This is a genomic window from Aquabacterium sp. (genome assembly GCF_041909175.1).
Classification (GTDB): domain Bacteria; phylum Pseudomonadota; class Gammaproteobacteria; order Burkholderiales; family Burkholderiaceae_C; genus Aquabacterium.
The window spans coordinates 238074-261758 of sequence record NZ_JAYRDZ010000005.1 but is presented as its reverse complement, the minus strand read 5'-3'; the positions used below and the strand labels follow the sequence as shown (position 1 = coordinate 261758).

The following is a 23685-nucleotide window of genomic DNA, read 5'->3' as shown; positions in this document are numbered from 1 at the left end:
GCACCCTCACGGTACCGGCACCACCGGGGCCGTGCTGTGCGGCAAGGTGTCGATCTCGGCGAGCACCTGGTCGAGCACCCGCACCAGCCCATCAGCCAGGAAGCGCTGGTCGTCTGGCGTCAGCACATAGGGGGGCATCACATACAAAGTGGCACCGATGGGGCGCAGCAAGAGGCCGGCGTCCAGGGCTGCGCGGTGGTAGCGCGCCGCGAAGGTGGGCTCGTCGGTAGCGATGTCCCACGCCCAGATCATGCCCTGCTGGCGCCAGGAACGCACCCGTGGGTGCGCTCGCAGTGGCGCCGTCAATGCCGTGAAGTGCGCTGCTGCCTGTCGGTTGCGGGCCAGCACATCCTGCCCCTGGGCATCCCGTGCTGCAAAGGTGTCAAGCACTGCCAGCGCGGCGCGACACGCCAGGGGGTTGCCCGTGTAGGAGTGTGAATGCAGGAAACCATGCACCGTGCGGTCATCCCAGAAGGCGGCATACACCGCATCCGTGGTCAGCACGGTGGACATCGGCATCACCCCACCGGTCAGCCCCTTGCTCAGACAGATGAAGTCTGGCTTGACCGCCTGGCCACCGGGCCCGATGGCTTGCTGATGCGCAAACATCGTTCCGGTTCGACCAAAACCCACGGCAATTTCGTCCGCAATCCAGTGCACCTGGTACTGGTCGCACAGGCGGCGCACCGCCACCAGGTAATCCGGGCTGTACATGCCCATGCCTGCAGCACCTTGCACCAGCGGCTCCAGGATGATGGCCGCCGTGTCAGCGTGATGGGCCGCCAGATAGCTGGCCAGCGAATCAATGCAATGCTGCAGATGCGCCTCGGCCGACACACCAGGCGCGGCATAACGCGGGTCGGGCGACGGCAGGGTGGCACTCAAGCGCACCAAGGGGCCGTAGGCCTCCCTGAACAGCGGGATGTCGGTCACCGACAGGGCACCAGCCGTCTCACCGTGGTAGCCGCCCTGCAAGCCAATGAAGCGGTGCTTGTCGAGCTGACCACGGTTGCGCCAGCTATGGGCGCTCATCTTCAGGGCGATCTCGGTGGCACTGGCGCCATCGCTGGCGTAGAAGGCGTGGCCCAGCCCGGTCAGGGCCGACAGGCGTTCGGACAACTCGACCACCGGCGGGTGGGTCAAACCCGCCAGCATGATGTGATCGACCTTGCCGAGCTGGTCGGTGATGGCGTCCCGAATGGGCGCAAAGCCGTGCCCGAACAGGTTCACCCACCAGGAACTGACGGCATCCAGGATGCGATGCCCCTGCTCGTCGACCAACCAGGGGCCTTGCGCGGACACGATGGCGCGCGGCGGAAAGCGCTCATGCACCTTCATCTGCGTGCAAGGGTGCCAGACCGCCTGGCAACTGCGTTCAGCCAAGCTCATGGCATGCACCTTTCAACGGATTCCCAGGCTCTTGTGGGTCTGCACGCTCAGCATCCAGCGTGGGTGATCCAGACACCACTGCACCGCCCAGTTCATGGCATCGCGCCGCGCCTTCGGGTCGGCACTGTCCATGGCCTGCACACGGAACTGCTCGAACGGCAGTTGATCGAGGGCCAACAGCTCGTCCGGGCCGAACCCGGCTTGGGGCACCACCACCTTGAGCTCATGTCCTTCACGCTGCACCAGGGTCGAACCCGCCTTGGGACTCACACAAATCCAGTCCAGCCCGGCCGGTGCCGCCACCGTGCCATTGGTCTCGACCGCGATCATGAAGCCACGCGCATGCAAGGCGTCGATCAAAGCCGTATCGAGCTGCAGCAAGGGCTCGCCGCCGGTCATCACCACAAAGCGGCGATCTGGCGCCTGCCCCGCTGGCCAGAATGCCGCAATGGCGTCCGCCAGGGCATCCGGGCCGTCAAACTTGCCGCCACCCAGGCCATCGGTCCCGACAAAATCGGTGTCGCAGAAGCGGCAAACGGCACTGGCGCGATCGGCTTCACGGCCCGTCCAGAGATTGCATCCTGCGAAACGGCAAAACACCGCAGGCCGTCCGGCCTGTGTGCCCTCGCCTTGCAGGGTATAGAAAATTTCTTTGACGCTGTAGGTCATATGTCAGCGCAGTCCTGTCCACCAGACGGTCACGGCCGCCATCGTCACCAATGCCGCATAGGTCAGCATGGCACCGTCACGGCCGGTCAGAGCCAGGCCCGCCACGAGCACCACGGCACTGACGCCCGCCACACGCGCCGCCATGCGACGAACGACGTCCCCACGCAGTTGCTTCCACCACACCAACTTGGTCAAAAGCGGTAAAAAAACCGCCATACCCAGGGCTGGAAGAAAGAAGTTTGTGAGATGAATCAATAGATCCAGCACGCCCATGCAAGGCCTTTGTGACAAATAAACCAGAGATTTTATAATTCCGCCCCATGACCGTCTTGACCCTGGGTTTGAACCACACCACCGCCACCGTTGATTTGCGGGGCCGGTTTGCGTTCGCCGTCGACCAGCTGGCACCGGCCCTGCGTGTCCTGCATGGCCGGCTGACCCAGTCTCACCAGGCCCTTCATCAGTCTGAAGTGGCCCTGCTCTCCACTTGCAACCGCACCGAGCTGTACTGCGCGCTCGGTGGTCTGGGTGGCCCCGCCCACAAGCTGCAGCACGCTGCGGTTGACTGGCTGGCCTCCACCGGCGGGGTGGGCCAGGACGAATTGATGCGCCACACCTATGTGCTCGAGGGCGGCGCAGCTGCTCGACACGCTTTCCGCGTGGCCAGCGGGCTGGACTCCATGGTGCTGGGTGAGCCCCAGATCCTGGGTCAGATGAAACAAGCCGTGCGCGAAGCCGATGAGGCTGGCACGCTGGGCACCACCCTGCACCAGCTGTTCCAGCGCTCGTTTGCCGTGGCCAAGGAAGTGCGCACATCCACCGAGATCGGCGCCCATTCGATCAGCATGGCGGCTGCCGCCGTCCGGCTGGCCAGCCAGCTGTTTGAAGACCTGAGCAAGACGCGGGTGCTGTTTGTGGGCGCCGGCGAGATGATCGAACTGACTGCCACCCACTTCGCTGCGCGCAACCCGCGCATGATGGCCGTGGCCAACCGCACGCTGGAGCGTGGTGAAAAGCTGGCAGGCCACCTGGGGGCCCAGGCCATGCGCTTGGCCGACCTGCCTGAGCGCCTGCACGAATTCGACGTGGTGGTCTCCTGTACGGCATCAAGCCTGCCCATCATCGGCCTGGGGGCCGTCGAGCGAGCCCTGAAGGCCCGCAAGCGCCGCCCGATGTTCATGGTCGATCTGGCTGTGCCGCGCGACATCGAACAGGAGATCGGTCAGCTTGACGACGTCTACCTCTACACCGTGGACGACTTGAGCGCCATCGTGCAGTCAGCAGGTGAAAAGCGTCAGGCTGCCGTTTCCCAGGCCGAGGCCATCATTGAAACAGGCGTGCAAGGCTTTGTGCACTGGCTGGACCAGCGCACCACGGTACCCTTGATCCAGGCCCTGCATGCCCAGGCGGACGCCTGGCGCACCACCGAGATGGCCCGTGCGCGCAAGCTGCTGGCCAAAGGCGAGCCGGTGGAACAGGTCATGGAAGCCATGTCCAAGGCCCTGACGCAGAAGATGCTGCACGGTGCGATGGCTGAACTGCACAGCGTGGACCCGCGCCACCGCCCGGATGTGGCGGCCGTGCTGGGCCGGCTGTTCCTGCGCGGCGATGTGTCACTCGCCCAGCAATTGATGGGATACACCGACGGCAAAGGCAAGGACCGCGCGTGAGCCACGGTCTGGCGCCCTCCCTCTCAGCCTCCCTCGAACGACTCGCCCACCGGCTGCGCGAGCTCGACATGGCCTTGTCCGACCCGGCCGTGGCGGCGGACAACCGGCGCTATCGGGATCTCTCGCGTGAACATGCCGAGGTCAGCGGCGTTTGCGAGCTCGCGCGCCGGCACACGCAGCGCAGCGACGACCTCGCCACCGCCCAGGCCATGCTGGAGGAAGCGGATGGCGACGCCGACATGGTGGCCATGGCGCGCGACGAAATCACCCAGGCTGAAACAGACCTCGTCACGCTCGAAAGCGAGTTGCAGACCGCCTTGCTACCTAAGGACCCGGACGATGTGCGCAATGCTTTTCTGGAGATCCGGGCCGGGACCGGGGGCGATGAGTCCGCCTTGTTCGCGGCTGATCTGGCGCGCATGTACACGCGCCATGCAGAGCGCGTCGGCTGGCGCACGGAAATCATGTCGGCCAGCGAATCCGATCTGGGTGGCTACAAGGAAATCGTCCTGCGCTTCGAGGGCAACCAGGTCTATGGTGCCCTGAAGTTCGAATCGGGCGGACACCGTGTCCAGCGGGTGCCCGTGACAGAGACGCAGGGCCGCATCCACACCAGCGCCTGCACCGTGGCCGTGCTGCCCGAACCGGACGAAGCGGAAGAGGTGGAAATCAACCCCGCCGACCTGCGCATCGACACCTACCGCGCCAGCGGTGCCGGTGGTCAGCACATCAACAAGACCGACTCGGCCGTGCGCATCACGCACATCCCGACCGGCATCGTGGCCGAATGCCAGGATGACCGCAGCCAGCACCGCAACAAGGCCAAGGCCCTGGCCGTGCTCGCCGCTCGCATCCGCGACAAAGAGCGCACCGAGCGTCAGGCCAAGGAAGCCGCCCACCGGAAAAGCCTGGTGGGCACGGGCGACCGCTCGGACCGCATCCGCACCTACAACTTCCCGCAAGGTCGACTCACCGACCACCGCATCAACCTGACGCTGTACAAGCTGGGGTCGATCATGGAGGGCGAGCTCGACGAGGTGATCAAGGCGCTGCAGACAGCCCAAGCAGCCGACCAACTCGCAGAGCTGGAGGCCGCCAGTGGTGTCTGATGCGCCCATCGTCACGGTCGCCTCTGCGCTGCAGGCTGCCCGCCAGGCCGGACTGGATCGACTGGACGCCGAGATCCTGATGGGGAGCGTCCTGGACAAGCCTCGCAGCTGGCTGCTGGCCCATGACACCGACCCGCTGGCATCGTCCACCCTGGCCACGTTTGAGAGCCTGGTGGCGCGCCGCGCGCTGGGCGAACCCGTTGCCTACCTGCTGGGCCACAAGGAATTCTTCGGTCTGGATCTGGCCGTGGGGCCCGACGTGCTCGTACCACGCCCGGACACCGAGGTGCTGGTGGAGTGGGCCCTGGCGCTGCTTCAAGGGGGCGCTGCCTTGCCAGCACAAGCCCAGGTGCTCGATTTGGGCACCGGCAGTGGCGCCATTGCCCTGGCCATCCAGCACGGGCATACGGCGGCACGGGTCACCGCGGTAGACGCCAGTGCCGGTGCCCTGGCCATGGCTCAGCACAATGCCACCCGGCTGGGCCTGCCCGTGACCTGCCTCCTGGGCAGCTGGTTTACGCCTGTTACCGGTTCGCGCTTCGATCTGATCGTCAGCAACCCCCCTTACATTGCCGAAGCCGATCCCCATCTGGCCGCCCTGCAACATGAACCGAAGCAGGCACTCACATCCGGTCCGGACGGGCTGGATGACATCCGCTTGATCATTGAAAATGCCCCAGCCCACCTGCACGCCGGCGGCTGGCTGCTCTTCGAGCACGGGTGGGATCAGGCTGACGCGGTTGCAGCGTTGCTGCAACGCCACGGTTTCCTGGATGTAACCAGCCGCGAAGACCTGGGCGGCCATCGCCGCTGTACCGGCGGGCATCTGCCCTCTTGACGCCTGCACACCCCCCTCGATTGGGCGTCACGACTTGTAAATAGCGGCGACGAACGCTCACATATCCGGTGCACAAACCAGAATGGCCGGCGTAGCATGAATTCATCCATCAGGAGACTGTCATGCCTCACATCGCCACCACCTCACGCCTCATCTGGTCTGTTCTGGCCGGCTGCATGCTGTTTGGCACCCTGACGGCTCATGCCCAGATGGTTCCCAAAACCGGTCACATCCTGCGCGCCATGGCTGCACGCCAAAGCGGCTCCGGTCTGAATCTCGATGGCAACTCGGTCTGGCCGCATTGGGAAGGTCGTGTCGGCGTGGTCATGGCCCGCCCTGTCGACCCGGTGAAGGACGCCTATGTGCTGGTGCAGCCCCTGGCCAATGCGGGCTTCAGTCTGCGCAGCGCGCACATCCTGTCTGATTACCACTTCGCGGGTGGCTTCCGGGCCACGGCAGGCCTGCTCCGCGGGTCGCTGACCCAGTCTGCCTGGACCGACCCCGATGGCAGCGGCCCCGGCCTCAATCTGAGCCTGCAGTACCTGGACAGCCTGGCTTTGCCTTCGGCCGCGCGCAGCAACAGCCTGGATGGCCGCACCGTACCCTATCTGGGTGCGGGCTACACCCTGAACATTGCACAAGGTGGGAGCGCCAGCACCTTGAAATTCAACGCCGATGTCGGTGTTGTCTCCTCTGGCTCCAACATGCTCAACCGCGTTCTGCCCGGTGATGGCGCCACCGATGCTGGAACGCACGACCTGCACCTTGAGCCCCTGGTCAAAGTGTCTGTTCAGTACGCTTTCTGACACAGAGAAGTCCTTGTACGCTCCTGTGGGATGACAGGCCTGATATAACCGGGCCTGTTCAAGACATTGCACAAGAAGAGCACCCCATGAGCGACACTCAACAACGCATCGATGCCCTGGTGAAGGGCAACCCCGTGGTCCTGTTCATGAAGGGCACGGCCCAGTTCCCCCAATGCGGTTTCTCGGGTCGCGCCATCCAGATCCTGAAGGCCTGCGGCGTGACCAACCTGGTCACCGTCAACGTGCTGGAAGATGAAGCCATCCGTCAGGGCATCAAGGAATACGCCAACTGGCCGACCATCCCTCAGCTCTACGTCAACGGCGAATTCGTTGGTGGCTCGGACATCATGATGGAGATGTACCAGGCTGGCGAGTTGCAACAGGAACTGGCCAAGGCCAAGTAATTGGCGCAGCCTCGTCCACGCCGGCTGATCGTCGGCATCACCGGAGCCAGCGGCGCGGTCTACGGCGTGCGCCTGCTGGAGCGCGCGCGCGCGCTCGGCGTGCGCACCCACCTGGTTGTGACCCCGGCCGGCATCCTCAATGTGCACCATGAGCTGGGCATGGACCGCACGGCTCTCGAAGCACTGGCTGACGAAGCCCATGCGCCGGGTGACGTGGGCGCCTGCATTGCCAGCGGCAGCTACAGCACCGACGCCATGGTGGTCGCGCCCTGCACCATGAAGACACTGGCCTCCGTGGCACACGGCTTTGGCGACAACCTGCTCACACGGGCTGCCGATGTCACCTTGAAAGAGCGCCGCCGCCTGGTGCTGATGGTGCGGGAGACGCCATTCAACCTCGCCCACCTGCGCAACATGACGGCCGTCACCGAGATGGGCGGCATCATCTTTCCACCCCTGCCCGCGTTTTATCACCGCCCGGACAGCATCGACGACATGGTCAATGAGACGGTAGAGCGTGTGCTGGCCCTGCTGGGGCTGGAAGACGCCCACCCCCAGGTCTGGGAAGGGCTGTAAGCCTGCTCAGCGGCTCACTGCGGGCCGGCTGTCACTCGAGTTGGCCAGCCTCACGCCATTGTCGTTGGGCATCTTCCACTTGCGCGATGCACCGAACACGGCATTCGGGTACTCTGCCCTGCCTCGGCTGCCGTTATAGCGCCCCAACGCCAAGAACAGATCGCCGCGCTCACGGTCCAGATAGTGCCGCAGGATGATGCAACCAAAGCGCAGATTCGTCTGCATGTGGAATAACCGGCTGGGGTCGCCATCACCGATCAGGCGAGACCAGAACGGCATCACCTGCATGTAGCCACGCGCTCCCACGCCAGATATGGCGTACTTGCGGAAACCGCTTTCCACCTCGATCAGGCCCAGCACCAGAGAGGGGTCCAGCCCGGCTCGGGTTGCCTCATACCAGACCGTCTGGAGAAACTCACGCCGCACCAGGTCATCCGCATGCTTCTTGCGCAGCCTATCACCGGCAGCCTGCGCCCACCGTTCAAAACGGTCGCGCTGGGCGGCATCGGCAAACACGGGCACCGGCGGTGCCGACTGCGCCACGGCCGCAGACAAGGCGGTTCGCACCGAATCGGCCAGCGGCTCTTCGGCCTGAGCGCCGGCCCAGGCCGGGGCAGCACACGCAAGCCAGAGTGCGCCCGTCAACGACGTCGCCACCCAGAACCTGCCCACTGCCCGCTTCATGCTCACACCTTCAATCGACCCAGCACCAGTGCCTCGACCTCGGCCACGGCCACCTTGGTGGCCTGGGCATCGCCGCGGCCCTGGTATTCGACCTGGCCTTCCTTGAGGCCCTTGTCACCCAGCACCACGCGGTGCGGGACACCAATGAGCTCCCAGTCGGCAAACATGGCACCCGGGCGCTCGCCGCGATCATCGAGGATCACGTCGACACCCTTGGCCAGCAAGGCTGCGTGCAACTGGTCTGCAGCCGCCTTCACGTCTTCAGAGCGGTCATAGCCGATCGGGCAGATGACCACGGTGAACGGCGCAATGGTGTCAGGCCAGATGATGCCACGGTCGTCGTGCTTCTGCTCGATGGCCGCACCCAGGATGCGGGTCACGCCGATGCCGTAGCAGCCCATTTCGAAAGGCTTGGGCTTGCCATCCTCATCCAGGAAAGTGGCGTTCATGGCCTTGGAGTACTTGGTACCCAGGAAGAACACGTGCCCCACCTCAATGCCACGCTGGATGGCCAGCACGCCCTTGCCGTCAGGGGAAGGATCGCCTTCAACCACATTGCGGATGTCGGCCACCAGATCGGGTTCGGGCAGGTCACGGCCCCAGTTCACGCCACGGATGTGGAAGCCCTCGTCGTTCGCGCCGCAAACGAAATCGGCCATGTTGGCCACAGTGCGATCTGCAATGACTTTCACAGATTTTTTCAGGCCGACCGGGCCCAGATAGCCGGGCTTGCAGCCGAAGTGCTCGACGATTTCCTTTTCGGTCGCGAAACGGAAGCCTGCCTTCAAACCAGTTCCGTCAGCCAACTCCATCTTGCCGGCCTTGACTTCGTTGAGGTCGTGGTCGCCACGGACCAGCAGCAACCAGACGGTCGATCCGACAATCTCGCCAGCCTCGTTGACTTCATCTGTAGCCAGCACCAAGGACTTCACGGTCTGACTCAAGGGCAGGCCCAGTAGCTCTGCCACGTCAGCGCAGGTGCTCTTGCCAGGGGTCGCCACTTTCTCGAAAGCCACCGAAGCTGAGCCACGGCTTGCCAGCAGGCTGACGGCTTCGGCCAACTCGATGTTGGCGGCGTAGTCACTGGTCGGGCAGTAGACGATGGCGTCTTCGCCGGTTTCGGCAATGACCTGGAATTCATGCGAGCGGTCGCCACCGATGGCGCCGGTGTCGGCAGCCACGGCACGGTACTGCAGACCCAGGCGGTCGAAAATGCGGCAGTAGGTGGCGAACATGGTGTCGTAGGTTTTACCTGCCGACTCCACATTGCGGTCGAAGGAATAAGCATCCTTCATGGTGAATTCACGGCCACGCATCACACCGAAACGCGGGCGACGCTCGTCACGGAACTTGGTCTGGATCTGGTAGAAATTCTTGGGCAGCTGGCGGTAGCTGCGCAGCTCCTGGCGCGCGATGTCCGTCACCACTTCTTCCGCGGTCGGCTGCACCACGAAATCACGGTCGTGGCGGTCTTTCAGGCGCAGCAACTCGGGGCCCATCTTGTCGAAACGGCCGGTTTCCTGCCACAGCTCGGCCGGCTGGATCACCGGCATGGTCAGCTCAACCGCTCCGGCGCGGTTCATCTCTTCACGGATGATCTGCTCGACCTTGCGGATGGTGCGCAGCCCCATCGGCATGTAGTTGTACAGACCGGCGCCCAGTTTCTTGATCAAACCAGCACGCATCATCAGCTTGTGGCTGACGATTTCCGCATCGGTCGGGGCTTCTTTGAGGGTGGAAATGAAGAACTGGGAAGCTTTCATGGGGCGAAAATTGCACCGCGCTACGGGGTCGCACGCTTGCGTTTCAGGTGCGCAATGCAATAATGAAATCAGTTAAAAAATTCGGAGTTGATTATGCTCGACCGGGAAGGCTTTCGGCCGAACGTCGGCATCATCCTGCTCAATCAGCGGAATCAGGTATTTTGGGGCAAACGCATCCGCACCCACTCCTGGCAGTTTCCGCAAGGCGGTATCAAGTACGGCGAGTCGCCCGAGCAGGCGATGTTCCGCGAACTCCACGAAGAGGTGGGGTTGCGGCCTGAACACGTGCGGGTGGTGGCACGCACCCGTGACTGGTTGCGCTATGAGGTGCCCAGTCATTTCATCCGCAAGGATGCGCGCGGCCATTACAAGGGTCAAAAGCAGATTTGGTTTCTGTTGCAGCTGATGGGCCGCGACAGCGACATGAACCTGCGCGCCACAACCCACCCCGAGTTTGACGCCTGGCGCTGGCATGACTACTGGGTGCCGCTGGAGACCGTCATCGAGTTCAAGCGCGACGTGTACCAGCTGGCCTTGTCCGAGCTGGCTCGTTTTCTACCCAAATCACAGGGGCAGGCCAACCGGTTCCTGCGGGGCAGCATGCGCAACGGCGCCCCTGGTCGGCGGCACGATGACGAAGAAGGCACGGACACCGTTGTGCCCCCCGCATCGCAGCCCGAGTGACCCTCGGGCTGTTTTGTTTCGTCACTCGATTTCGGTTTGCGAGGCGCACTCGGCATCGGCCGGGTTCACATTGCAGCGAGCGCGCTTGATGATGTTCAGGCCACGCTTGTTGTAGATACCCTCTTTGGCAATCTGGATGCGCGCCTCACGGAACATCTGGACGTACTTCGGGATGGCGTCGGACGGCAGGTCGTTCCACATGGCCGCGGGCACGCCCTTCTCTGCCACATCGATCACATGCAAGGCGCGATCAAACTGGGACAGCCAGTATTGACGCGACTTCTCGCCAAAACCTTCAGGGAATTTGGCGCGATTGAGCACGACCTGCACCGTGGGAATGAGGATAGGGAAGCGCCCAATGCCACCCTTGCTACCAATGCCCTTGTACAACTCGAAGGGCTTGAAGGCCACGGCAGGCAGGGTCACCATGTCCACAAAGCCGTTGTTGAACTTGGGGCCCACATTGGTCACGTCCACCGACACCGGCTGGGCGCCAATGCGCTGGATCATCACGCTTTGCGCCTTGTCGTAGTCAAAAGCAGCGATCTTCTTGCCAGACAGCGCCTCGACCGAGTTGATCTGGCGGTCACGCACGATGGGGTAAGCCGCCCCTAGCGGGAAAATGCCACCGATCTCGTAATTGCCCTCGACCATCAGCTTGCCGGCCTGGGGTGTGGCAAAGGCCTGGATCACCTTGCGCACCACCTCGTAGCTGGCGGGGATGTCGACCTTGCCGCCCTTCACAATGGTGGTGGCCCCGATCGAATCAATCGAACCGGCCACGGTGTTGAAGGGGCGCGTACGCAAAGCCGTCGCGACCACACCATCACACTGGCCAGCACGGAAGTCTTCGATGGCAACCCGTTCGTCAACGTAGTTCTTGATCTCGATGTCCGCGCCATTTTTCTGCATGGCCAGGGCGTAATCGAGGGCGGAGGCGTAAACGTCCCCGCTCTTGCCGGACACATCCCACACGCACACCAGCGACTTGGCCTGCGCGGCGCCGGCCACACAGAGCGCGCCGGCCAACACGCCGGACAGGACCAGGGTCTGTTTCAGTTTCATCTGCATAGCTTGTCGCGGCACGGGTGCCCCTCTCGTTGAACTCGGAATCTGCGCCCCATCACACGATGGGTGTCGCACGAGATTCAACTAGGGGCCTGCCCCACAGGCGCACAGGGGGAACCCGAAGCCCCCCCCTGATCCGAGGGCGGAGCCATGCCGAACAGGGCCGCAGATGTGACCGGGCGTAACCAGCCCGGCCCAACTCACTCCAGAACGAGGTTGTCCCGGTGGATCATTTCAGCCTCGCCCGTGAAGCCCAGCAAGGCTTCAAACTCGCTGGAGGGCTTGCGCTGGATGAGCCGCGCTTCCGAGCTGGCGTAATTGGCAAGGCCTCGCGCCACCTCGTTGCCCGCGGTGTCGCGCACCGCGATGACATCGCCCCGCTGGAAATCGCCAATCACTTCGGTCATGCCGATCGGCAGCAGGCTGGCGCCTTCATCACGCACCTTCGCGACCGCACCATCGTCGATGACGACGGCACCACGCAATTGCAGGTGATCCATCATCCATTGCTTGCGCGCAGCCACTTTGGCCGTCTCGGCAACGAACAAGGTGCCGATGGCCTCGCCTTGCGTCAGGCGCACCAGCACATCAGGCTCGCGCCCCCAGGCGATCACCGTGCTGGCGCCACTGCCTGCGGCACGGCGGGCTGCGATCACCTTGGTGATCATGCCCCCCGTCCCCACGCGGGAGCCGGCGCCTCCGGCCATCTGCTCCAGCTCGGGGTCACCGGCCGTGCAGACGTCGATGAAGCGAGCATCGGGGTCCTTGCGGGGATCCGCACTGTAGAGCCCTTTCTGGTCAGTCAGGATGACCAGGGCATCGGCTTCCACCAGGTTGGCCACCAGGGCCCCCAGGGTATCGTTGTCACCGAACTTGATTTCATCGGTGACCACCGTGTCGTTTTCATTGATGACCGGCACCACCTGAAAGGACAACAGGGTCAGCAAGGTGGAACGGGCATTGAGATAGCGCTCACGGTCAGCCAGATCGGCATGCGTCAGCAGCACCTGCGCACTGCCCAGGCCGTGTTCGCGCAGCATGGTCTCGTACATCTGCACCAGCCCCATCTGCCCGACGGCGGCCGCTGCCTGCAACTCATGCAACTCCTTGGGGCGCACGCTCCAGCCCAGGCGCTTCATGCCTTCGGCAATGGCCCCGCTGGACACCATGATGACCTCGCGACCATCACGCGCCAATGCAGCCAGCTGGCTGCACCAGTTGCCGATGGCGTCTGCATCGATGCCGCGGCCTTCGTTGGTCACCAGACTGGAACCCACCTTGACGACGATACGGCGGGCGTTCTTCAGGATGTCACTCATGGCGTGCGCGGCAACAGCAGTGCTTCAACGGAAACGGGGATCGGTGGGATCAGGTGTGAAAGCGGGTTCGTTCGACTCGGGTGCCTGCTTATCGGCCGACTTGCGAGATGCACCAGCCTTCTTGGCGGCGGCTTTCTTCGCGGGCACCTTCTTGGCTGCGACTTTCTTGGCTGCAGCTTTCTTGGCTGGCGCCTTTTTCGCAGCGGCCTTCTTCGCAGCCGGCTTCACCTCAAAGGTCTCGACTGGGCTGTCCGGCACGAGCAGCGCCTGGTCGGCCAGCTGGGGCGCCATCACATCAGCAGCCGCATCCGCCGGCAGCAAGTCACCCTCGCCATCAAAGCGGACATCACGTTCTTCGTGGTGCTCCTGCATGCTGGCAACGTGCTGGTAAATGGCCTGCACGAGGTGCTGGCAGCCGTCATGGGTCAACGCCGATATCTCGAAGACCGGGCCCTTCCACTTGTAGCGCTTGACGAAGTCGGCCACACGTTGGGCGCGCTCTTCCTGCGGGACCATGTCCAGCTTGTTGAGCACCAGCCAGCGCGGCTTGTCATACAGTGCCTTGTCGTATTTCTTGAGCTCGGCCACGATGGCCTTGGCCTGCTTGACCGGGTCGACATCGTCATCAAACGGTGCCATGTCGATCACATGCAGCAACACACGAGTGCGTTGCAGATGGCGCAGGAAACGGTGACCCAGACCAGCGCCTTCCGAAGCGCCTTCGATCAGGCCCGGAATGTCGGCCATCACGAAGCTCTTTTCCGGCCCCACACGCACCACACCCAGGTTCGGATGCAGGGTGGTGAAGGGGTAATCGGCAATCTTGGGGCGCGCGTTCGACACGGCCGTGATGAGCGTGGACTTGCCCGCATTGGGCATGCCGAGCAGACCGACATCGGCCAGCACGCGCAGCTCGAGCTTGACCTTGAAGGCCTGGCCGGGCCAGCCCGGGGTCTTCTTGCGGGGGGCACGGTTGGTGCTGCTCTTGAAACGCAGGTTACCGAAACCACCGTCACCGCCCTTGGCCAGCAACCAGGTTTCGCCGTGCTCGAGCAACTCCTTCATCACCTCGCCGGTTTCCTCGTTGCGGATGATGGTGCCCACAGGCATGCGCAGGATGATGTCTTCGCCAGCGGCGCCAAAACAGTCGGCACCGCGGCCGGACTCGCCATTGCGGGCTTCGTGGCGACGCGCGTAGCGGTAGTCGATCAGGGTGTTGATGTTGCGATCGGCCTGCACGAAGACATGGCCACCGCGCCCACCGTCGCCCCCGTCCGGACCACCGAAGGGAATGAACTTTTCTCGACGGAAGCTGGCGCAACCGCTACCGCCATTGCCTGCGACCACATCAATGGTGGCTTCATCGACAAATTTCATGGGGCTGTTGTCCTTGTGTTGTCCGTCGAAAAGGAATGTCAGCCGATCATTATCGGCACAAAGCAGCCGGCCAAACCGCCTGCAATGGAATCTGGGAAAAATGCAAAAGCCCCGGCGAGCCGGGGCTTTCAGTCAGCCCCCCAGCACACGGCCGGGGTTGCCGCGCAAGGTGGATCAGACCGGAGTCACGACCACGGTCTTGCGGTTTTGCGAACCCTTGGTCGTGAACGACACGGTGCCGTCAACCAGTGCAAACAGCGTGTGATCGCGGCCCATGCCGACGTTCGGGCCAGCGTGGAAACGGGTGCCACGTTGACGCACGATGATGGAACCGGCGGACACGACTTCGCTACCGTAAGCCTTCACGCCCAGCATCTTGGGTTGGGAGTCACGGCCGTTCCGCGTGGAACCGCCGCCTTTTTTCTGTGCCATGGAATCGCTCCTTGGTGACTAGATGAGGAAAGATCAGGCGTTCACAGAGCTGATTTCGAGCTCGGTGAAGTTCTGACGGTGGCCTTGGCGCTTCTGATAGTGCTTACGACGGCGCATCTTGAAGATGCGAACCTTGTCGTGACGACCTTGAGAAACAACAGTTGCCTTCACAGTAGCGCCAGCCACCAAGGGCGTGCCAACCTTCAGTTCAGCGCCGGAGCCGACTGCCAGAACCTGGTCGATCACGATCTCTTGGCCAACGTCCGCAGCAATCTGTTCTACTTTGATCTTTTCGCCAGCAGCAACCTTGTATTGCTTACCACCGGTTTTTATGACCGCGTACATAGGGAGACCTTTCAAAGAATCGAAGACTTGCCGAATGACTTCGACAAGCGACAAACTTCACACACAAGGTGCGAAGCTCTCGATATTAACATGGAAGGCCAGATGCTGCAAGTTTCAGCACACCGGGGCCGGCGAACCCCACCCGAAAAAGGCCTGCACCTCGTCGCGCTTGGCCATGGCATCACCGAAACCGAGATGGATCAGCTCTCGGGTGAAGTCGGACTCGAACAGCAGGTAGCTGGCGAGCACGGAGCCACGAGCCGTTTTGCCTTGCCCATAAACACCGACAGCCCGCAGCATGCCGCGAACCGCCGGGGGCAAGGCATGAATATGGCGGGCAGCGATGTCGTCGATACGCTGACTCGGCGCAATCACCAGCACGTCCACCGGGTGCAAAGTGGTGTGTGCACGGGCTTCAGGAGGCAAGAGTTTCAAGGTGGCATTGATGCGCTGGGTCCGCTCGATGTCGACTGCCAGCGCATCCAGAAAGATGCTGGACATGGCGTGGCCGGCGACCTGTGCCAGGTTGGGGTATTCGACGAGTGTCTCGCGCGGTGTCTGCGGCTCGTGCAAGCGCCCCGCACCAATGACCAGAACGCGGTCGGCCCCCAGATGAATCGCCGGCGACATCGGTGCGGACTGGCGCATGGAGCCATCCCCGAAGTACTGGGCATGGCCCTGGACACCCAACTTGACCGCAGGAAACACAAAGGGGATGGCACTGGAGGCCATCAAGTGCTCGAGCGTGATGCGTTCGTGCACGCTGATGCGTTGCGACCGCGTCCAGGTGTGCACGGGCTCGGCGCTGTCATAAAAGGTGACGTGCTCGCCGGTGGTGTAACTCGAGGCTGACACCGCGATGCCGTGCAGGTGACCTTCGGCCATCAGGTGTGGCAAACGATCGAAGTCGATCAACTGGGACAGCAACTCGCTGAGGGGGTCGTTGTCCAGCAGAGACCGGGGACGCGCACGACGCCACCGCGCCAGCGCCCACCCCAGGGAGAACAGCGTCAGCCACTTGGCACCCGTGCGGATGATGCCAAAGGAGTCGGCACAGTAGACCTGCTCAGACCGCATGTTGCGCCACAACTCGACCATGAAGCGCACAGCCATTTCAAACTGGTCGGCTCGACACGCCAGCCCCATGCCGTTGAGCGCCCCGGCCGATGTGCCGGTGATGATCTGAAAGGGGTTGCCACTGCGAGCTGCACCGCTTTCCCGGCGAATCTGCATGAGTGCCTGCAACACCCCCACCTGGTAGGCCGCTCGGGCACCACCACCAGTGAGAACCAACGCATTCTTGCCAGGCAAACTCATGGTCTGTTTATCGGCATACAGGCATGCAGCTTGAGTCTGCGACTCAGGGCCGCAGCCGCATCAAGGTGGATTTGCCAAACAGGCTTTCGACCAGATCCACGACCAACTCGGCCGTGCGGTTCTGATGATCGCGCGCAGGATTCAACTCCACCACATCCAGCGAGGCCAGTTGGCCGGTGTCGGCGATCATTTCCATGCACAACTGGGCTTCGCGGTAACTGGGCCCGCCACGCACGGGTGTGCCCACGCCAGGGGCAATGTCGGGATCGAGAAAATCGACATCAAAGCTGACATGCAGATGGGTGCGCTCATCCACCCCCATCAACGCCTGCTGCATGGTGGTGCGCATGCCGTGTTCGTCCAGGTGCCGCATGTCGAACACCTCCAGACCGCAGGTGTGCACCAGTTGGCGCTCTTGTTCATCCACGCTGCGGACGCCAATCAGGCGCACGGACTCAGGCGCCAGCGCAGCCCCAGACAAGGCACCCGACGCCAGCCGAACCAGCGCATCGGGCCCCTGCCCGCACAGTATGGCGACCGGCATCCCATGCAGGTTGCCACTGGGGGTGATGGTCGAGGTGTTGAAGTCAGCATGCGCATCCAGCCAGAGCACACGCAAGGTCTTGCCTTGTTGTCGACAGTGTTCTGCCACGGCGCCGATGGAGCCGATGGCAAGGCAGTGATCCCCACCCAGCAGGAGCGGCAACTCGCCAGCCTGCAAGGCCACGCTGACCGCATCGCGAACAGCCTGGTTCCAGGCGTGCACTTCGGGCAGGTGTCGGTGGCCTGCCACCGGCGGGAGCATGGGGTTGGAAGGGCCGCTGAGGTTGCCATCGTCCAGCACCGCCAGACCTCGGCGAGCCAGTGCTTCCGGCAGCCCCGCAACACGCAGGGCCTCGGGCGCCATGGAGGCCCCGCGCATGCTGGCACCCACATCGGTCGGAGCCCCGATGAGTCTGATGCGTGTCTGGCTCATGGTCTCCTCCGATCTCCCCTTCCGGGGTTTACCAGCCGCAGGCTGAATCTTCTTCCGGTTGGCCCAGGCCATAGACTTCCTGCAGGATGCCCCAGGCTTCCTCGGCAGTCTCGACAATATGGAACAGGTTGATGTCCTCGGGGCTGATCATGCCGGTTTCGATCAGCAGGTCGATGTTGATCAGGCGAGTCCAGAAGTCGCGACCGACCAGCACCACAGGGCGCTTGCGGCACTTGCCGGTCTGGATCAGGGTCAAGGTCTCGAAGAGTTCATCCAGCGTACCGAAACCACCCGGGAAGCACACCAGCGCCACCGAGCGCATCAGGAAGTGCATCTTGCGCAGCGCAAAGTAGTGGAACTGGAAGCACAGCTTGGGCGTGATGTACGGGTTGGGCTCCTGCTCGTGAGGCAGCACGATGTTGAGGCCGATGCTCTTGCCTTCAACCTCATGGGCGCCACGGTTGCCGGCCTCCATGATGCCGGGGCCGCCACCGGTGACCACGTAGATCGGGGTCTGCAGTTTCGCGGAGTTGAGCGTCACCATGCTGGCGAATCGGCGAGCCTCTTCGTAATAGCGGGACATGCCACCCAGACGCTGCGCACGCAGCACGGCCTGATCTCGTGCGGGCCCTTCGGGCAAGGCCTGCGCCTCGGCCAGGCGCTGCTCGGCCAGCTCGGGCGGCAGGATGCGGGCGCTGCCAAAGATGACGATGGTGGACTCGATGCTCTCTTCGCGCTGCACCATTTCCGGCTTGAGCAACTCAAGCTGCATGCGCACGGGACGCAGTTCGGAATTGAGCAGGAATTCGGTATCGGTGAAGGCCAGCGCATAGCTGCTGTCCGGACCGGCATAGCGCGAGCCTTTCGCCGCCTGACGGGCATCCTGATCCGCGGTGGGGAAATTGCGTTCCAGCAGTTCTTTGGGGTGATTCATGAGCAAATGCCTGAGAGTCAGGATGAATGGAAAGGCCCGCAGACCGGGCAACGGGGTTCACGACGGGCGCGCAGTTCGGTCCAGCGCCAAGTGCGGCCATCCAGCATGAGCAAGCGCCCTGCCAGCCCCTGGTGATCAGGCCAGGCGCCGGCATCCTGCACCAGCAATTTGATGGCCTCACCGGCCTGCACCACCCCCATCATGCCGACGACCGGGGCAAAGATGCCCAGGGTCGCACAGCGGGTTTCCGGCGGAGGCTGATCAGGGGGAAACAGGCAGGCATAGCACGGGGCCTCGGGCACCCGTGGATCGAACACACTGATCTGGCCATCGAAACGCACAGCCGACGCCGACACCAGCGGTTTACCCGCGGCGCGACAGGCCTGGTTGATCTGCTGGCGGATCTCGAAACGGTCGGTGCAGTCGAGCACCACATCCGCTTGCGGCACCCACTCGGCCAGCAAGGCCGGGTCCGCCGCAGCGAACACGGGCGTGACCTCTACTTCTGGATTGACCTGCCCCAACTGCTCCAGCACAGACAGCACCTTGGGTTCGCCCACACGTGCTGTCGTGTGCACGATCTGACGCTGCAGGTTGGTGAGGTCAACGGTATCGGGGTCGATGACCGTGATGCGCCCCACCCCGGCACCAGCCAGGTACATCAGGGCCGGCGCCCCCAGGCCACCCGCCCCGATCACCAGGGCATGCGCCGATAACAGCCGCTCCTGCGCGTCCTCCGACCACTCGTTGAGCAGCAGATGGCGGCTATACCGCAGTTGCTGTTCGTCGTTCACTGAGACTTGCTGTCCTCTTCCTTGCGTTCGGTCATGGTCTTGGAGACATCGACCGGCTTGCCCTTGAGCTGGTTGAGTGCCTGTTGCAACTGGAAGTCTTCGGCGCTACCAAATTCAGGCAGCGGCTTGGCCTGATCGCCCTTCTTGGCGAGGTTGGCCTCTTCCAGTTTGCGCAAGGCATCTTCACGGGCCTTTTCGCGGGCTGCGTCCTTGTCTTCTGCACCCTGGCCGCTGGTGATGTGCTTTTCCAGATCGGCTTCACGCACACGCAGGGCACCATAGAGGTTGCCATCGGCGGTTTCGTCCAGCATCACATCGGGCACAATGCCCTTGGCCTGGATGGAGCGGCCGCTCGGCGTGTAATAACGGGCGGTGGTGATCTTCAAGGCCGTGTCAGCCGTCAACTGGCGCACGGTCTGGACCGAGCCCTTGCCGAAGGTCTGGGCACCCATGATCATGGCGCGCTTGTGGTCCTGCAGCGCCCCCGAGACGATTTCGGAAGCCGAGGCAGAGCCTTCATTGACCAACACGATCAAGGGGATCGACTTGATGGCAGCAGGCAGTCGCGACAAGGGGTCCACACCCACACGGCGCGAATAGTCTTCCGGACGGGCCTTGAAGACGGCCTTCGATTCGGGCAACTGGCCATTGGTGCTCACCACCACGGCATCCTTGGGCAGGAAGGCGGCAGACACAGCCACGGCACCTTCAAGCAGGCCACCCGGGTCGTTACGCAGGTCCAGCACCAGGCCCTTGAGCTTGGGGTCGTCCTTGAAGAGCTTGTCGACCTTGGTGACGAAGTCTTCAACCGTGCGATCCTGGAACTGGGTGATGCGTACCCAGCCGTAGCCTGGCTCGACGATCTTGGTTCGCACCGACTGGACGCGGATTTCTTCGCGCACGATCGTGACGGGGAAGGTGCGGTTGTCCGACTTGCGGAAAATGGTCAGGACCACCTTGGTATTGGGCTCGCCGCGCATGCGCTTGACGGCCTGATCAATGGTCAAACCCTTGACGAAGGTGTCATCGATCTTGGTGATGAGGTCACCACTCTTGAGGCCGGCGCGGAAGGCGGGCGAGCCTTCGATCGGCGACACGATCTTGACCAGACCGTCTTCCATGCCGATTTCGATGCCCACACCGACAAACCTGCCGGTCGTGCCTTCACGGAATTCCTTGAAGCTGGTCTTGTCGAAATAAACCGAGTGCGGGTCCAGCCCTGACACCATGCCGCTGATGGCGTTGCTGATCAGCTTCTTTTCATCGACCGGGTCGACGTAATCGGTCTTGATCATGCCGAAGACGGCAGCCAGCTGCTGCATCTCTTCAAGCGGCAAGGGTGCGACACTGCTGCGAGCAGTCGCCGTGAACTGCATGGTGGTCAGCCCGCCGGCCAGCGCACCCAGCGCAACCCAGCCTGCAATTTTCAATTTCGACGTCATGGCGTGATGGTCTTCAATTCCCCTGCGGCATTTCCAAACCATGGGAAATGCACCGCGATGGTCCAGTATAGGACCGACAAGCGAGTCTCGAAGCGCAATAAGTGGCAGGACTCCCCTCATTCCTGCCTTTCGAACCGGATTTCGGGGGGTTCGCGACAGTTTCCGATTGGGAGCATATCTGGCTTAACCCCAAAAACTATCCTGAAATTACGCAATTCTTCTGTGTCAGAAGTGAGCGGCTGATGTTAAGGTCAGTTCCGAAAAACACAACTCGAAGCACGATGTCCATCACGCGCCCCGGCGGACGAGCGCTCCCTGTCCATCCCTTGCTGATCAAGGGCTTTTTGACCTGGCTGGCCTATGCAGGCGCCGGGCTTGTCTCGCTTGTACTGAGCAATCCAACCAACATTGTCATCCCGCTGTACCTGCCGGCGGGTATCGCCTTGGCTTGCGTGCTGGGTTGGGGTCGATGGATGGTGATCCCCGTGGGGCTGGGCGCTGCCACTGTCATGCTGCTGGCATCAGGGTTGCCGTCTTCTCCATGGCCATCCTGGCGGGTGCTGCTGCCGATGTGCCTGGCCACTTGTTCAGGCGCCGCTTTGCAGGCTTGGCTAGGTGCCCGCTGGAGCGGTGTACACCCCTCATCGCCCTTGCGCCTAGAGTCGCCACGGGAAATTGCGCGCTTCATGCTGATGGCCGGCGTGCTGGCCTGTCTGATCAACGCAGCAGGGGTCACGACTGTTCAATCCATCGTGACCGACATGCCGTTTGACGACGCACTGACCATGGCCGGGTCGTGGTGGGCGGGCGATGCCCTGGGCGTGCTGATTGGGGCACCAGTGATGCTGACCTTGGTGGGGCAACCCGCCGATTTGTGGCGCAGCCGTCGACGGCTTGTCGCCATCCCGATGTTCGTGACCACACTGCTGCTGGGTTGGACCATCGTGGAGGTACAGCGCTGGGAAAAAGAACGGGAAGACGCCGTGTTTGCGCGGGATACACAGGCCATGAGCGCCAACGTCAGGGCGCGACTCAATGGCTATCTGTATGCCATCGAGGCCCTGCACGGCGCAGCCATTGCATCGGAAGCCATTACCCGCCAGGAGTTCAGAACGCTCAGTGAATTCTGGCTGTCAACCCTGGCAGGGGTTCAAGCCATCGGTTGGAGTGAACGCATCCCGACCGCCGATGTACCGGCATTCGAGCGGGCACAACGGGCTGAAGGCATGGCTGGATACCGGGTTTTCAACGCACCCAACCAACCGGCCCCACGTGATGAAGTCGTGGCCATCCGTTACGTCGAGCCCGCCGGACTCAATGGTGCTGCCTTCGGCTACAACGTGCTGTCGAACCCCATAGCCCGAGCCAACTTCGAGGCTGCCAGCACCACCGACGCCGCTGTGGCGTCTAGCGGCCTCAAGCTGGTGCAAGAAGTCGGCCAGCAAACAGGGGTGGTGCTGTACAAAGCTGTCCACAGGGGGCGCCCCGTCACCTTGGATGAGTTGCGGCAAACCACCACCGGGGTCATGTTCCTGACATTGCGGATGGACGACATGATCAAGGCGACCACCGCAGGGCACCCCAGTTATCTGCATGCCTGCATGGTCGACGTGACCGACGGTAAAGCGCTCGGCGGAGAGTCGGGTTGCCCGCTGACGGCCCCACACGGCCAGTTCAAGCCACTGCACTATCAGACTGTTGACCTGACTTTTGCCAACCGCCCCTGGCAATTGGTGGTGTGGTCCAGCGAACGCCCGCCCCTTTTAGACAACCTCGCCTGGTCGTGGCTGGTGACCATCGGTGGTGTGACGCTGGCTGCCGCCCTGGGTGCCTTGCTGCTCGTCATCACAGGCCGGACCAAGCGGGTGGAAGAGGCCATGGCCCAGGCCCGCCAAAAGCAGGCCGAGGCGGAATCGGCCAACCGTGCCAAAAGCGAATTCCTGTCGCGCATGAGTCATGAGTTGCGCACACCACTCAATGCCGTGCTCGGTTTTGCTCAGGTCATGGAACTGGACCAGCAAACGCCCTTGCCCGTCAGCCAGCGGAACCGTCTGCAGCAGATTCAACAGGCTGGCTGGCACCTGCTGGAGATGATTGACGACGTGCTCGATCTGTCCCGCATCGACACGGGCACGATCAAGCTCGCACCCGAAGAAGTGGCGGCCAGCGAAGTGATCGAGTCGGCTGTCCAGATGGTTCAGGAGGCGGCCCAGAAGCACCTGGTGAAGATCATGCCGCGCGCACCGGGCCCGGTGGGTTGGGGCATCCATGCCGACCGCACCCGGGTTCGCCAGATTCTGATCAACCTGCTGGGCAACGCCATCAAGTACAACCGACCGAACGGCACCATCACGATCCACACCGCGGTGGACAAGGATGCCGATGGCGCAGCGCAGTTCCGCATTTCGGTGATCGACACCGGTCTGGGCATGAGCGAAGCGCAGCAAGCGCAGCTGTTTCAGCCGTTCAACCGCCTGGGTCGCGAGCGCATGTCAGCCGATGGTGTCGGCATCGGGCTGGTCATCAGCCAGCATCTGGCCCGCATGATGAAAGGCGAGCTCAGCTTCAGCAGCACGGAGGGTGAAGGGTCTTCGTTCACCCTGACCTTGCCTGCCAGCGCGCTCTTGCCCCTGCCCGCCGACTCGACCAGGGCAAATGAACACGCGACAAACGAAGCGACATCCGAAACACTGACGCCTCGCGCCCGCAAGGAAGTGCTCTATGTCGAGGACAACCTGGCCAATGCGGAGCTGGTCCGCAGTGCGCTGGCCTCACGGCCCTGGATCAAGCTGACAGTAGCCAAGACTGGATCGGCCGGGCTGGCTGCCGTACTGGACCGTACCAAGGGGTCAAAGCCGGACCTGATCCTGCTGGACATGCACCTGCCGGATATTTCAGGCCTGGAGTTGCTCAAACAGGTGAAGACAACACTGGCGTCCAATGCGGTCCCCGTGATCGTGATCTCTGCAGACGCCATGCCCGAACGCATTCACGCAGCCATGGCTGCTGGGGCCACTGCCTACCTGACCAAGCCGATCAACATCCCGGAGTTACTCAACAGGCTGGACGATCTGCTGTCGAATTGATGC

22 protein-coding genes and 1 pseudogene are annotated in these 23685 nt (G+C 62.9%); 8 read left to right on the top strand and 15 right to left on the bottom strand.

Annotated elements, in window-relative coordinates; all coding sequences use genetic code 11:
* Window positions 1-6: 6 nt before the first annotated feature.
* The 3 genes from bioA to ACE3PH_RS09600 are packed head-to-tail and all read right to left on the bottom strand — an operon-like array spanning window position 7 to window position 2253.
* On the bottom strand, window positions 7-1389 hold the full coding sequence (bioA, locus tag ACE3PH_RS09610) for an adenosylmethionine--8-amino-7-oxononanoate transaminase (protein ID WP_374318281.1): 1383 nt from the start codon (window positions 1387-1389) through the stop codon (window positions 7-9).
* Window positions 1390-1401: 12 nt separating this feature from the next.
* On the bottom strand, window positions 1402-2058 hold the full coding sequence (gene queE, locus ACE3PH_RS09605) for a 7-carboxy-7-deazaguanine synthase (RefSeq protein ID WP_374318279.1): 657 nt from the start codon (window positions 2056-2058) through the stop codon (window positions 1402-1404).
* A 3-nt stretch (window positions 2059-2061) separates the two neighbouring features.
* Window positions 2062-2253, bottom strand: a complete 192-nt coding sequence (locus tag ACE3PH_RS09600) for a hypothetical protein (protein WP_374318277.1) — start codon at window positions 2251-2253, stop codon at window positions 2062-2064.
* Window positions 2254-2378: 125 nt separating this feature from the next.
* Here ACE3PH_RS09600 and hemA point away from each other — a divergent pair, with 125 nt between their 5' ends.
* From hemA to ACE3PH_RS09570, 6 genes are all read left to right on the top strand, one after another.
* Window positions 2379-3728 (top strand): glutamyl-tRNA reductase, encoded by a 1350-nt coding sequence (hemA, locus tag ACE3PH_RS09595; protein WP_374318275.1) that lies wholly within the window; start codon window positions 2379-2381, stop codon window positions 3726-3728.
* A gap of 8 nt (window positions 3729-3736) precedes the next feature.
* Window positions 3737-4837 carry a peptide chain release factor 1 gene (gene prfA / locus ACE3PH_RS09590; protein WP_374318437.1) on the top strand — a complete coding sequence of 367 codons (1101 nt, stop codon included), beginning with the start codon at window positions 3737-3739 and terminating at the stop codon, window positions 4835-4837.
* The gene (gene prmC, locus ACE3PH_RS09585) at window positions 4830-5675 is read left to right on the top strand and encodes a peptide chain release factor N(5)-glutamine methyltransferase (protein ID WP_374318273.1); all 846 of its coding nucleotides are present in this window, start codon (window positions 4830-4832) and stop codon (window positions 5673-5675) included. The genes prfA and prmC overlap by 8 nt, the downstream gene beginning before the upstream one ends.
* A 122-nt stretch (window positions 5676-5797) precedes the next feature.
* Window positions 5798-6481, top strand: a complete 684-nt coding sequence (locus ACE3PH_RS09580) for a hypothetical protein (RefSeq protein ID WP_374318271.1) — start codon at window positions 5798-5800, stop codon at window positions 6479-6481.
* 86 nt (window positions 6482-6567) lie between these two features.
* Window positions 6568-6885, top strand: coding sequence for a Grx4 family monothiol glutaredoxin (gene grxD, locus ACE3PH_RS09575; RefSeq protein ID WP_374318269.1), 318 nt, complete (start codon window positions 6568-6570; stop codon window positions 6883-6885).
* Window positions 6886-7461, top strand: a complete 576-nt coding sequence (locus tag ACE3PH_RS09570; protein ID WP_374318267.1) for a UbiX family flavin prenyltransferase — start codon at window positions 6886-6888, stop codon at window positions 7459-7461.
* Window positions 7462-7467: 6 nt separating this feature from the next.
* On the opposite strand, the gene ACE3PH_RS09565 is transcribed toward ACE3PH_RS09570, so the two are convergent.
* Both ACE3PH_RS09565 and ACE3PH_RS09560 read right to left on the bottom strand, forming a co-directional pair.
* A complete protein-coding gene (locus tag ACE3PH_RS09565) occupies window positions 7468-8145 on the bottom strand; it encodes a lytic transglycosylase domain-containing protein (protein ID WP_374318265.1) in 678 nt (225 codons plus the stop codon).
* A gap of 2 nt (window positions 8146-8147) precedes the next feature.
* Window positions 8148-9908: a proline--tRNA ligase gene (locus ACE3PH_RS09560; protein ID WP_374318263.1), complete on the bottom strand. Its 1761-nt coding sequence runs from the start codon at window positions 9906-9908 to the stop codon at window positions 8148-8150.
* Window positions 9909-10001: 93 nt separating this feature from the next.
* Between ACE3PH_RS09560 and ACE3PH_RS09555 the strand changes: the two genes are divergently transcribed.
* Window positions 10002-10592: an RNA pyrophosphohydrolase gene (locus ACE3PH_RS09555; protein ID WP_374318261.1), complete on the top strand. Its 591-nt coding sequence runs from the start codon at window positions 10002-10004 to the stop codon at window positions 10590-10592.
* Window positions 10593-10613: 21 nt separating this feature from the next.
* On the opposite strand, the gene ACE3PH_RS09550 is transcribed toward ACE3PH_RS09555, so the two are convergent.
* The 10 genes and pseudogenes from ACE3PH_RS09550 to ACE3PH_RS09505 form a co-directional block, all read right to left on the bottom strand.
* Window positions 10614-11657, bottom strand: a complete 1044-nt coding sequence (locus ACE3PH_RS09550) for a putative solute-binding protein (protein WP_374318259.1) — start codon at window positions 11655-11657, stop codon at window positions 10614-10616.
* Between the two features lie 203 nt (window positions 11658-11860).
* A complete protein-coding gene (gene proB, locus ACE3PH_RS09545; protein ID WP_374318257.1) occupies window positions 11861-12979 on the bottom strand; it encodes a glutamate 5-kinase in 1119 nt (372 codons plus the stop codon).
* 327 nt (window positions 12980-13306) lie between these two features.
* Window positions 13307-14356: pseudogene (gene cgtA / locus ACE3PH_RS09540) on the bottom strand (Obg family GTPase CgtA); the annotation flags it as partial.
* A 174-nt stretch (window positions 14357-14530) separates the two neighbouring features.
* Entirely contained in the window at window positions 14531-14788 is a 258-nt protein-coding gene (gene rpmA / locus ACE3PH_RS09535; RefSeq protein ID WP_374318255.1) for a 50S ribosomal protein L27, read from the bottom strand.
* A 33-nt stretch (window positions 14789-14821) separates the two neighbouring features.
* Window positions 14822-15133 carry a 50S ribosomal protein L21 gene (rplU, locus tag ACE3PH_RS09530; protein WP_374318253.1) on the bottom strand — a complete coding sequence of 104 codons (312 nt, stop codon included), beginning with the start codon at window positions 15131-15133 and terminating at the stop codon, window positions 14822-14824.
* Window positions 15134-15247: 114 nt separating this feature from the next.
* The gene (locus ACE3PH_RS09525; protein ID WP_374318251.1) at window positions 15248-16450 is read right to left on the bottom strand and encodes a patatin-like phospholipase family protein; all 1203 of its coding nucleotides are present in this window, start codon (window positions 16448-16450) and stop codon (window positions 15248-15250) included.
* Between the two features lie 43 nt (window positions 16451-16493).
* Entirely contained in the window at window positions 16494-17426 is a 933-nt protein-coding gene (gene rocF, locus ACE3PH_RS09520) for an arginase (RefSeq protein ID WP_374318249.1), read from the bottom strand.
* Between the two features lie 28 nt (window positions 17427-17454).
* Window positions 17455-18360 (bottom strand): TIGR00730 family Rossman fold protein, encoded by a 906-nt coding sequence (locus ACE3PH_RS09515; RefSeq protein WP_374318247.1) that lies wholly within the window; start codon window positions 18358-18360, stop codon window positions 17455-17457.
* A gap of 17 nt (window positions 18361-18377) precedes the next feature.
* Window positions 18378-19154 (bottom strand): ThiF family adenylyltransferase, encoded by a 777-nt coding sequence (locus tag ACE3PH_RS09510; protein WP_374318244.1) that lies wholly within the window; start codon window positions 19152-19154, stop codon window positions 18378-18380.
* The gene (locus ACE3PH_RS09505; RefSeq protein ID WP_374318242.1) at window positions 19151-20596 is read right to left on the bottom strand and encodes a S41 family peptidase; all 1446 of its coding nucleotides are present in this window, start codon (window positions 20594-20596) and stop codon (window positions 19151-19153) included. Before ACE3PH_RS09505 ends, ACE3PH_RS09510 begins: the two co-directional genes overlap by 4 nt.
* Window positions 20597-20877: 281 nt before the next feature.
* On the opposite strand from ACE3PH_RS09505, the gene ACE3PH_RS09500 reads away from it, so the two are divergent.
* Window positions 20878-23682, top strand: a complete 2805-nt coding sequence (locus ACE3PH_RS09500; RefSeq protein ID WP_374318240.1) for a CHASE domain-containing protein — start codon at window positions 20878-20880, stop codon at window positions 23680-23682.
* Window positions 23683-23685: the final 3 nt, after the last annotated feature.

Bases quoted from the DNA above. Each gene is read 5' to 3' on its own strand.
- ACE3PH_RS09515 (WP_374318247.1), bottom strand. From the start codon at position 18,360: ATGAATCACCCCAAAGAACTGCTGGAACGCAATTTCCCCACCGCGGAT.
- rplU (WP_374318253.1), bottom strand. From the start codon at position 15,133: ATGTACGCGGTCATAAAAACCGGTGGTAAGCAATACAAGGTTGCTGCT.
- ACE3PH_RS09560 (WP_374318263.1), bottom strand. From the start codon at position 9,908: ATGAAAGCTTCCCAGTTCTTCATTTCCACCCTCAAAGAAGCCCCGACC.
- ACE3PH_RS09555 (WP_374318261.1), top strand. From the start codon at position 10,002: ATGCTCGACCGGGAAGGCTTTCGGCCGAACGTCGGCATCATCCTGCTC.
- ACE3PH_RS09580 (WP_374318271.1), top strand. From the start codon at position 5,798: ATGCCTCACATCGCCACCACCTCACGCCTCATCTGGTCTGTTCTGGCC.
- ACE3PH_RS09505 (WP_374318242.1), bottom strand. From the start codon at position 20,596: ATGACGTCGAAATTGAAAATTGCAGGCTGGGTTGCGCTGGGTGCGCTG.
- bioA (WP_374318281.1), bottom strand. From the start codon at position 1,389: ATGAGCTTGGCTGAACGCAGTTGCCAGGCGGTCTGGCACCCTTGCACG.
- ACE3PH_RS09550 (WP_374318259.1), bottom strand. From the start codon at position 11,657: ATGAAACTGAAACAGACCCTGGTCCTGTCCGGCGTGTTGGCCGGCGCG.
- grxD (WP_374318269.1), top strand. From the start codon at position 6,568: ATGAGCGACACTCAACAACGCATCGATGCCCTGGTGAAGGGCAACCCC.
- rocF (WP_374318249.1), bottom strand. From the start codon at position 17,426: ATGAGCCAGACACGCATCAGACTCATCGGGGCTCCGACCGATGTGGGT.
- ACE3PH_RS09565 (WP_374318265.1), bottom strand. From the start codon at position 8,145: ATGAAGCGGGCAGTGGGCAGGTTCTGGGTGGCGACGTCGTTGACGGGC.
- queE (WP_374318279.1), bottom strand. From the start codon at position 2,058: ATGACCTACAGCGTCAAAGAAATTTTCTATACCCTGCAAGGCGAGGGC.
- ACE3PH_RS09500 (WP_374318240.1), top strand. From the start codon at position 20,878: ATGTCCATCACGCGCCCCGGCGGACGAGCGCTCCCTGTCCATCCCTTG.
- proB (WP_374318257.1), bottom strand. From the start codon at position 12,979: ATGAGTGACATCCTGAAGAACGCCCGCCGTATCGTCGTCAAGGTGGGT.
- ACE3PH_RS09525 (WP_374318251.1), bottom strand. From the start codon at position 16,450: ATGAGTTTGCCTGGCAAGAATGCGTTGGTTCTCACTGGTGGTGGTGCC.
- rpmA (WP_374318255.1), bottom strand. From the start codon at position 14,788: ATGGCACAGAAAAAAGGCGGCGGTTCCACGCGGAACGGCCGTGACTCC.
- hemA (WP_374318275.1), top strand. From the start codon at position 2,379: ATGACCGTCTTGACCCTGGGTTTGAACCACACCACCGCCACCGTTGAT.